A 9,698-nucleotide genomic window follows, 5' to 3' on the forward strand; every position below is an offset into this window, starting at 1 on the left:
TCACTATTCTCGAGCAAACCTTTATGAAAAGGGTTAAACAAAGAGATAACGATTATCCGTGGAACGATAGTTTTAACTCAGACCACGCGTTCTTAGCTAGGCCTTCAAGCAAGTCCAGCGGCTCGTCCCTGTATCGCCTCACCGCCACGTGACTTTCGAGAGGAGCGTCCGGCTCGTGCGAAACCCGGGGTTTGACGCCGAACTTTTCGCATTCATCCTTGATTTCTGATACCAAACCCAACGCAAACGCAGCGCTTTTCTTGACATCCATCGCCGCCCTGAACTCAGCCTTTACGGCAGCAATCTGGGCGTTCCGGTCGCCGTCGTGTATATTAAGCCAAGCCGCCGAAAGAAAAGCCTCCTTGTGCCCAGATGTCTCACGCAGGCTAAATGCTTCAGGGAAGACGCCATGCAGTCCGGTCTCGGGGTCAGTAAACCAGAGACGAGGCTTCACATACCTGACAAGGGTATGCTCGTCAGGAACGTAGGTTGTTGGCACTACGAAACCACCTATTGGGTTGGAAAGCAGCCAAATCCGTCTTCAAGTTCGAGGCGGCGCAGCTACCAGACTTAGTGCTGCCGTCGGCCGTCAACACCCAACGCAGTTGATCGTCAGGACGATACTCGATTGTAAGTCGATCTTTCCCAGTGATCCAACCGGCGAGAATATGTCCATCACAAGTTGCCCCGAGCCCCGGCCGCCTGATCTTGCCTAAAAATATAGTGGTTCGCAAAAACGTCACAAAAGACTCAACCTTCGGCAAGGTATCTGATAGGTCCCACTCGTCAGCGTCCAGGAGCTGATCAAGCTCATTAAAGAGACCGGTTCGCCAGGCAGTCTCAAGATGCATTGCTAAGGAAGACGTTTTCACCTTGAGGTCTACTAGGCGGTCAAAAAGACGCTGCTTCGGGGAAGCTTGCTCTTCCGCAACAACTCTCTCATCGTAGAAGGTCGATGTTGCTGTAGAGGCAATGCCCCGCGCGCCTTTGATTGATTCTGCGACGGAGCTGCCGAAGCCCTGCGATGCACCTGATCCGTTGCTTAGAGCTGTGCCTGCCTTAGCTTGGGACAAACCGCCCCAGTGCACCTCGAAACTCATCGGAAAAGCTCGCGAGTCCGATCGGTTATACAGCTCTCAAAGACCCTATTTTTTTGGTCGTGAAGCGCGCCTATTGCAGCCCACACTTCATCGTCTCCTTTAACTGCCACAGCTGTGTGAAACACGTCGATGTCTAAGACCAGTGATAAATGGTCGATTAACGCTGGGGGCACAAGGGCTGTGGCTATCTTCACGCCGATCTCTTGATTCAGCGTGCCCGCTATGACTGATTGCGCCTCATTGGCGCTCAATCCAAGCTCATCGGGAAATTGCGAGTAGACGGTGAACCATTCCTCAGGCTTCACTACATTCCCGGGTATGTCCACCCTGTTGATGTAGCGCATTCCCAGCCGCTCTACCGGTCTTTTGCCCACAACCCTCCGCCAAATCGTATAAACGCAACGAAACTGCTTTTGAAAATCGAGCCAACCGACGTACGGAGCCAAGTTCGAAAGCGCGACACTCGACGCTCCGAGCTGAACGATCCAAGCACCGTTTTCTGATGTGAGCTTATACTTCTTCCCAGTTGGGGGGGGGGGGGGTGGCTGTGTGCCGTCTAGCGAAAAAGCGATTAGGAACTCCGTGACGGGTTCAACTTTGGCGTATTCCGGTGCGAGCAGCCTCTGAAGTTTGTCGACGTCATCGTCGGGTATGCGGCCGCCAATCCTAAGCTCGACCGTTGCCTCCACGATTGGAGGGTGCGCGTATGTCAGCGAGTTGTCGGTCAAACTAGGGCTCCCCGTCACTGTTCATGACGCAATCGGAGCGCTTAGGAAAGCCCCGGCACAATCTGCCGTTAAGTGGCGAGTCACGCGCCTATCTCCTGAAACGAGCTATCGCCGACATTGGCGGGGGAGCCTACCCGGCGACCATTAGCGGCGCAAACCCATCTAGCTCAATCTCCGCCATGTGCGCTGTGTCAACGGGCGCAGCATACACGTTGCCGCGGATACCGCACACACTGGCCGGCTGCCCCGCCGCCGAGCGCGTCGACCACTGGAGTCCAACCCAGCCCGGCGCCGATGTCGCGGAAGGGCTTTGTCAGCGCAAATTCACATATGCCGGTTATGGCGGGATCGCCCAGTGGTCCGACCCCGCCAACGCCTTATGGTGTCGATACTTGCTGCCCAAACCAAGCCCGCGAAAACAAGCGGGACGCCAGAGGCTATGGAATTCCGGGTTTGGGCTGACAATGCCCCCCAGGCTTACGCACCGAGCTTTCGCGACGGTGTGGTAATGAAGTCGAAAAAGACCTCTGAGGCTTCTGCTAGCAGTGCGTCAAGGTCCGGGATGCATCCCGGCCATTGCGACGCCTTGAACATCGCGCGTTGGGTCGCATCTCCCAAGAAAGAACTCATAACCGGTTCAACCCTGACGGCGATGACGCTTCGTCCCGGTCGGCGGCCTGCGTAAGTCCCCGCCTTCGGGTCAACCAGTAGCTGTCGCGAGCCTCCGATCGCGGACCGCTGTGAGATGAACCCTGTCACGCGGGGAGATTGCCGTGTTTTAGCCTCCACCGATCGCTCATAGCAGAAGAGGGCCACCAGGTCCTGGTCCCGGACCGGCTGGGGCGCGGACGTCGAACCTTGGGGACCGGAGGAGAAGGTGATGCTCATCGTGCCGGGCCGTGCCAAACGCACCTGAAATTGGTGGGTGAAGGCAATGCCGGAGGCCGGAGGCGTGACGCTTAATTGGACGCCAGCCGAGAAGGCGAAATAGCTCTGCCCAGAGCTTCGTGGCCTCCAAGGGGCGGCATCGGCAATCGGCGCCACCGACGTCTTCAGGCCAGCGCCGTCATCGACGATGACTGCCAGCTTTTCGAGTTCGGCATGGGCCCAAGCGACGAAGGACGTCGTCACGTTGTTGAGGATCGTGCGTTCCTGGGTTCTCGCATCCGCATCCTCGGCCCTTATCCGCACCGTCTCCAGCGATTGGCGGCGGAGCTTTTCGATGCTCGCCAGACCTGCCGAACTAGTCGGGATCAGCTTCGCGCGCCGGTCCCAGGTTTCGATGTCGTCTAGCCGGGCGAGGATCTTATCGACGCTGTCGAGGCGTCGCCCCAGGGGGCAGACCATCTGGTCGACCAGCAGGCCGAGGTGGCGCAGCCGTTCGCTCTCGGTCTCGAAGAACTGCCGGTATTCCGCCTCATGGCCGCGTTCGCGCGGAATGATCACCCCGCCGGTGAGCATATAGTAGATCACCTTGCCCAGCGAATAGATGTCCGCGGCAGCCGTGGCCTCCTGCTTGCCGCCGCCTTCCAGTTCGGGCGCGATGAAGGCCCTGGGACCGACCACCTCGCCCATCTCCGTCGGCCGGTTGGCGTCATCGACTAGGAGGCAGAGCCCGAAGTCCGCGAGCCAGAGATCATGGCCGGCGCCGGTGAACAGGATGTTAGCCGGCTTGACGTCGCGATGAATTACCCCCTTGGCGTGAGCGGCTCGAAGGCCCGAGGCAACCTGCTTGGCGACCTGCAGCGTCGCTTCCACCTGGTGGGTGTAGAGGCTTAGCCGGTCCGGCTTGCCGAGGTCGCCGCCTTTGGCGATCGGCATGACCAGAAACGCGTCCGCCTCGGATGGCGCGTCGATCGGGGAGTGGTCGACCAGCTTGATGACATTGGGATGGCCGGCGCGTGTGGCACCTAGAACTTCGTTACGGAAGCGCGCAAACCGGGCTTTGTTCATCAGCCTCTTGAGCGCGAAGTCGCCGTCATGCTCGCCGGTCAGGTCGGCGACCGGAAAGACATGGCCTTGGCCGCCCTGGCCGAGACCGGGACCGCTGGTGATTTTCCATCGTCCACCGAAGATCGTCGCCATGTTCCCTCGTCCCGCCGGCCCACGGCTCCGGACTGGAGGTGGGAGAGCTTCCAGGCGCGTCAAGGTGCTCCTACGTGCGCCGGCCGCAGTCTGACTCAACGTTTAAGCGAGAAGAAACCTTCTTGGTGGGGCAGGTTCCCAGACGGTCGCCTTCTGCCCAGAGCCCACGGCTGGAAAGTTGCCTCTCGGTGATCGTTCGTAAATGTCTGATTTCTGGAGAGAGGCAAATGACCGCTGTGGGCGCAGAGCCCGTGTCGGCTCCCCTCGACGCAACCCGTAGGCTTCCGGCCGACAAGCGGACGCCGGGATCGACGGGGTAGGGTGGGTTTTGGGCGAGGGCGGCCGTTGATGACCGGGTAAACAAGCTGCTCTAAGTTGCAGTCCGCACTTAGGTCGACCTTGAGGGGATTCGCTTCGGCGAATCGAGAATGGCAGCATGCAAAAAGCGATTGTGGTGCTGTGCGTAGGATTCGCGGTGTTGACGCCCCTTGCAGTGATGAACCTGAGCAGTGCCCGGCATGAAGAAGTTCGCCATGAGCGTATGATTTATGCGCCGACGTATGAGTTACCACGTGGATGCACGCTAAGAAAGTGGGCCGTCGGAGACAGTATATCAACCGCCTGCAACGTCTCCTTATATTGGGATGATGGAAACGATAAATTACCTCACATTAATCGTGTGAACGGCGCAAATAAAACTATCCGATGGCTGAGAGTTGGAAGCGATGCCCTGATGGTTCATTGTTTATGGGATATGTTCACAGGACAATGTAAAATAGAGCAAGTCGAGCCGGACTTCTACGGGCGGCCTCTGAGCTAAATTTCTGGAATGCATCAAGGTCTAAGGTCCGCTTTGGGTCGCCCTACGCCATGAGCCGTCGTGCCGAAACTCACCCGCTGGCAGCGTTTGGTTTTAGGCAGGGGTGATTTCGTCCGGACTAGCCCTGAAAGCCGCCATTGAACCGCCCGTGAACGGCGGAGTTTTAGCGCTTGCGATGTCCGCTGTCTGGCAGAAGGCTGATGGCGGCTAAGGGCGCGAGCTCCCCGGATCTGGTCGGCCTAAGCGTTGCTGACCGCGCAAAGGCCGTAGCGTCCGCTATGTGGGCCGCACATTTTCCTGCGACTAGAGGTTGGATTTGTCTTGACGGCTACTTGCCTGTGTCCGGAATCGAGCAATCGTGCCGGCGACCGAACAGCTGCTGGCGCACGGAGGCGCTAAGTCACCGTTTTATATGGCGTTTTGCCGAAACTTCGCCAGGCGTTAAGTTCGCTGCATGACGCGGTCGGCTCAGCCTGGCGCACACGTCCTAACAGCACCATCGGGAGCAGCATGTGTTAGGCCACTACCTGTTGACCCTGTACCGTTCGCTCAGTCGGCACCGGCTTTATGCAGTGCTGAACGTATTCGGTCTGGCGGTCGGGATCGCCGTCTTCCTGCTGCTGTGGCTCGACGTGCGTTTCGAGACCGGGTTCGAGCGGTGGATCCCGCATGCCGACCAAATCTATGAAATCAACGGTCAACCTATTGGGCCTCAGTCGGACGGGCGGCCACCGATTTTTGCTACCATGGGCGGGTTGCTCGATGAGCTGCGAGGTGAATTTACCGACCTGGTGGGGACGCGAATATCGGGAGGCGCGGGGACACTGCGTCTGGGTTCACAATTCGAACCCAGAACAGTCTCCTTGGTCGACAAGAATTTCTTCGACGTGTTTCCTATACCCTTGGTTGAAGGTAACCGGGCTACGGCTCTCGCCGCCCCCGATGGGGTGGTGCTGACCCGATCAGAAGCAACACGCGACTTTGGTAGTGTCGACCCATTAGGGCGTAGCCTTACGCTCCTATTTAATCGCGGTGACCATGTTTATCGCGTCACAGGTGTCATCGCCGATCCACCGACGAACACAAACCTCGATCTTGATCTTATCATTCCGCTACATATACCAACTGTTGCGCAGGATCCGGCTTGGTACACCTGGGGTACTATGGAGCTGACCACCTACCTCCGCTTCCCAAACGCCTCAGCCGCTCGGTCGCTGGAAGCCAATCTCGACGGGTTCACCGACCGGCATGGCGTGCGCGACTTTGGCACCAGACACGGGCATACCGTTTTCCGCCTACGCGTCGCGCCGCTGCTCTCCGTGCATCTGAGAAACCCTAAGGATGCCATCGTCGTTGCGAGCCTGGGTGCGGTGGGCGTGCTGACCTTGCTGCTCGCCGTCGTCAACTACGTGAACCTAGCGACTGCCCGCGCGGGACTGCGAGCGCGGGAAGTTGCGGTGCGGAAGGTCATGGGCGCGACCCAGCCTGCGCTGATGGCGCAGTTCATGGGCGAGGCCATAGCCACTACGGCGCTGGGCGCGTTGATCGGGCTCGCCTTGTTTGAACTCGTTTTGCCGCTGTTAAACGCCGCCGCCGGCCTGTCGCTCAAGATCGTCTATCTCGGCCCATCTGGTCTGCTGCCCGTTGTGTTGGCCCTGGTAACGACGGTCGGGCTCAGCGCCGGCCTCTATCCGGCGCTGATCCTGTCCAGATACCGCCCAGCTGCGGTGCTCGCTTCGGCTCGGACGCCCGGTGGCGGGCGCGCAGGAACGCGGGTGAGGGAGGGCCTGGTGGTTCTTCAGTTTGGCGTCGCCATCGCCTTCACGGTCGCCACCAGCGTGATCTTGGCTCAAACGCAATTTCTACGTCAGGCGGATGTAGGCTTCCGACGGGAAGGCCTAATCACAGTCAAGTCGTTCGAGGACTCCGCAGTCACGGACGCTCAACGCGCCAGCCTTCTGGAAGCCTGGCGTGCCGTGCCGGGCGTTACCGCGGCGGCCGCGGGCGACATCGGTCCCGGCGATGAGGACAGCAACTGGAACACCAATACGCGTCGAGACGGGCAGCCCGCTCCCGGTCCGGCGATCTTCTACGTCCGCGCCACGCCTGGTTTCTTCACCACCTATGGCGCTCGTTTATTGGCCGGCCGGCTGCCCGATCGGAACCACGGCGAGGACTTTTCTGTCTTTACGTCCCCGACCGCGGCTACCGGACAAGTCCAAAGCGTCGTGCTGAACGTGGCGGCGGCTCGCGCACTCGGTTTCGCCAGGCCTCAGGCGGCCGTGGGACAGCCGTTGATCAATACCCTTGAGCCAGGCGTGTCCCAGCGGCTGACGGTCATCGCCGTCGTAAGCGACATCCGTTTCCGGTCGCCTCGCGATCCGGTGCCTCCCACCGCTTACCTGTCTTACACTGGCCCTTTTCCGCAGACCTCGGCTGGAGTCCGCTACTCCGGGACTGATTCGCAGGCGACGATGAACAGGCTGCAGGCGGTATGGCGGACTATCGTCCCCTCCGTTCCTTTCCGGGCGCATACGGCGAAGGTCAACTTAGAGCGCTACTACCGCCCCGATGACCGCAATGGCCGCCTCTTCGTCGTGGGGGCCGTCCTTGCTGTGGCGATCGGCTGCGTCGGCCTCTACGGCTTGGCCAGCTTCAACACTGCCCGTCGTACGCGCGAGATCGGTATCCGTAAGACTTTGGGCGCCTCAACCGCCGACGTGCTGCGGCTGCTGATCGGCCAGTTCTTGCGCCCGGTGCTGTTGGCTAACCTGATCGCATGGCCGCTGGCTTGGCTCGCCATGCGGAGTTGGCTGACAGGCTTCGATCAGCGCATCAATCTCGGCCCGCAATACTTTTTGGGCGCCACCCTGCTGACCCTGCTCGTGGCCTTGCTCACGGTCGTCGGCCAAGCGCTGCGCGTTGCGCGCGCTGTTCCATCCAAGGCGCTGCGCTATGAGTAGAACTACCCTAATCTTGTTCAGCAAACTGACGGTGCTTCCAAAACCGGTCGTTCCCAACTTTGGGAAGGGGCGGCCCTGTCCTGAGCAGCCGCCCCGGAACCGCCATTGGCGACGTCCGGAATCGGGCGACGTCGTTTCTTCCGAATGACCCTCAACATCTGCCATCGGGATCGCTTGGCGTGGCAGGTTCATCGCCCTGAGAGCGTCTGGAATCGGGCAGAGAGCCTCCGGCAGCAATGGGCGCTTACTCCGAAACCGCATCGTTACCAAACGATCCTCCGGGCAAAACGACCGAGCGAGCATTGTCGTGGTATATATCCGCAACTGTGTTAAGCATAAGGCTTAACTTTGTAGGGCAAAGATCATGAGTGTGCCGACCGACGTTTTTAAGGCAATGTCGGCGCGTTCTTATGCCGATTTGCGCGACGATATCCGACAGGGCGACCTTTTACTTTTCTCGCAGGGAGGCTTCATGCCTCACCTGATTGAATTTGCTACCAACTCACCCTTTAGTCACATCGGTTTCGTCATCCGACTTGAGGAAATCGACCGCGTTATGCTGCTTGAGGCTCTTCCCTCTGGTGTCACCAGCGCGGCCCTTAGCGTCGTCGTGAACGGCAATGGCTCTGGCGCACAAAGGCCTTACCGAGGCGGCCTTGTCCTTGCGCGGCATGACGACTTCGCCAAACTCGTCACCGCCCAGAAACTTCACGAAATTAGTGAATTCGCCTTCGACCGCTTCGGCGCGCCCTACGCCGCCTCTGAAATCGTGAAGATCGCCCTGCGCGTTCTTGCAGGGCGTCTGAACATCAAGATGCCGCGTCTGCTTCAAGCGGACGATGAGTACATCTGCTCTGAATACGTCGGGGCGTGCTACCAGAAGGTCGGGATATCGATCCCTTGGAACGGCCTCGGGTTCCTCGCACCATCGGATTTCGCGAGCGATCCCAAAGTCCAACCGATTGCCGTTATCGCGAACGCAGCGTGACGCCATCCTAACGTCCGAGGAGCGGCGGCGGGTGATTTCGGCCGGATTGCCCCGACGTCTTCCATCCGGATCCCCCATCATGCGCGATTCCTTACGCCTGGCGCGTCCGGAATCTGGCGGAACACCTAGGGCCGCTTAGGGCGCGATCTCTCCGCTAGACCGTCTTAGGGGACGTACATAGGAGGGCCGGCCTACAGCGACCAGCCCTCAACCTTACAACGTGATCAGGCGGCCTTCGGCTTCGGACCGCGCTTGGCACCGGGCGCTTTCACTTCAGGAGCCGGCGCGGGAGCCGCCTTGCGACCCAAGCCGAGGCTTTTGGCTAAGGACGACCGTTGAGCCGAATAGGCTGGGGCGACCATGGGGTAATCCTTCGGCAGGCCCCATTTGGTCCGGTACTCATCGGGGGTCAATCCGAAGCCCGAAAGGTGCCGCTTCAGGGATTTGTACTTTTTGCCGTCCTCAAGACTGATCAGGAAGTCGGGGGTGACAGACTTCTTGATCGAAACCGCCGGGGTCAGGATCGGAACCTCGGGAACAGGCTTGGAGGCGCCAGACAAAGCCGCATGGGTGGCCGCAATCAAACCCGCCAGATCGGCAACCGAAACATTGTTGTTCGTCACATAGGCCGCAACCACCTCAGCGGTCAGTTCGGTCAGATTGGCGTTCGTGTCTTCGATCATGCTTCAAAAATCCCACTCGAATCAGGTGGTGATACTGACAGAGTATTCCCGATCCCTTAACTCTCGATTTCGAGCCGGCAATGATCTTAGATGAGCAAGCCATGATCGGCGAATATATCGTCAAAGCCGGCCCAGACGTGGGTGATCGCTTGGAGATGGCCAAGATGGCGATCACAGGGCTGGATGGAAAAATCGAGTTTGAATGGCGCAATCCCAAAGGGGACCGGACAATTAGGGGCTCTTTTAAGCGGGAAGTGGACCTTAGAGCCGCTGAGATAGCAATGGACGCCTATGTCTGGCCGCGTTCCATTATAGAGATTTGATGGGCCGA

At 59.3% G+C, this 9,698-nt stretch carries 9 protein-coding genes; 4 read left to right on the plus strand and 5 right to left on the minus strand.

The genetic code is table 11. The annotated features are described in order from the left end of the window. Window positions 1-52: 52 nt before the first annotated feature. The 4 genes from GSQ87_RS00970 to GSQ87_RS00985 form a co-directional block, all read right to left on the minus strand. Window positions 53-499, minus strand: a complete 447-nt coding sequence (locus tag GSQ87_RS00970) for a hypothetical protein (RefSeq protein ID WP_158912692.1) — start codon at window positions 497-499, stop codon at window positions 53-55. Beyond that, on the minus strand, window positions 477-1,100 hold the full coding sequence (locus GSQ87_RS00975; protein ID WP_158912693.1) for a hypothetical protein: 624 nt from the start codon (window positions 1,098-1,100) through the stop codon (window positions 477-479). Before GSQ87_RS00975 ends, GSQ87_RS00970 begins: the two co-directional genes overlap by 23 nt. Further along, window positions 1,097-1,828, minus strand: coding sequence for a TIGR04255 family protein (locus tag GSQ87_RS00980; RefSeq protein WP_158912694.1), 732 nt, complete (start codon window positions 1,826-1,828; stop codon window positions 1,097-1,099). The genes GSQ87_RS00975 and GSQ87_RS00980 overlap by 4 nt, the downstream gene beginning before the upstream one ends. A 477-nt stretch (window positions 1,829-2,305) precedes the next feature. Next, window positions 2,306-3,913 carry a serine/threonine-protein kinase gene (locus GSQ87_RS00985; RefSeq protein ID WP_158912695.1) on the minus strand — a complete coding sequence of 536 codons (1,608 nt, stop codon included), beginning with the start codon at window positions 3,911-3,913 and terminating at the stop codon, window positions 2,306-2,308. 436 nt (window positions 3,914-4,349) lie between these two features. Here GSQ87_RS00985 and GSQ87_RS00990 point away from each other — a divergent pair, with 436 nt between their 5' ends. The 3 genes from GSQ87_RS00990 to GSQ87_RS01000 all read left to right on the plus strand — a co-directional run bounded on the left by GSQ87_RS00990 (window position 4,350) and on the right by GSQ87_RS01000 (window position 8,684). Then, on the plus strand, window positions 4,350-4,733 hold the full coding sequence (locus GSQ87_RS00990) for a hypothetical protein (RefSeq protein ID WP_158912696.1): 384 nt from the start codon (window positions 4,350-4,352) through the stop codon (window positions 4,731-4,733). Window positions 4,734-5,263: 530 nt separating this feature from the next. Then, complete coding sequence (locus GSQ87_RS00995; protein ID WP_216838884.1) at window positions 5,264-7,696, plus strand: ABC transporter permease; 2,433 nt, start codon at window positions 5,264-5,266, stop codon at window positions 7,694-7,696. A 364-nt stretch (window positions 7,697-8,060) separates the two neighbouring features. Then, window positions 8,061-8,684, plus strand: coding sequence for a hypothetical protein (locus GSQ87_RS01000; RefSeq protein WP_158912697.1), 624 nt, complete (start codon window positions 8,061-8,063; stop codon window positions 8,682-8,684). A gap of 224 nt (window positions 8,685-8,908) precedes the next feature. Here the strand turns inward: GSQ87_RS01000 and GSQ87_RS01005 are convergent, their stop codons facing one another. Then, window positions 8,909-9,367, minus strand: a complete 459-nt coding sequence (locus tag GSQ87_RS01005) for a MucR family transcriptional regulator (protein ID WP_158912698.1) — start codon at window positions 9,365-9,367, stop codon at window positions 8,909-8,911. Between the two features lie 80 nt (window positions 9,368-9,447). On the opposite strand from GSQ87_RS01005, the gene GSQ87_RS01010 reads away from it, so the two are divergent. After that, the gene (locus GSQ87_RS01010) at window positions 9,448-9,690 is read left to right on the plus strand and encodes a hypothetical protein (RefSeq protein WP_158912699.1); all 243 of its coding nucleotides are present in this window, start codon (window positions 9,448-9,450) and stop codon (window positions 9,688-9,690) included. The last annotated feature ends 8 nt before the right edge of the window (window positions 9,691-9,698 follow it).

This window comes from Caulobacter sp. S45, assembly GCF_009765965.1.
Lineage (GTDB): Bacteria > Pseudomonadota > Alphaproteobacteria > Caulobacterales > Caulobacteraceae > CAHJWH01.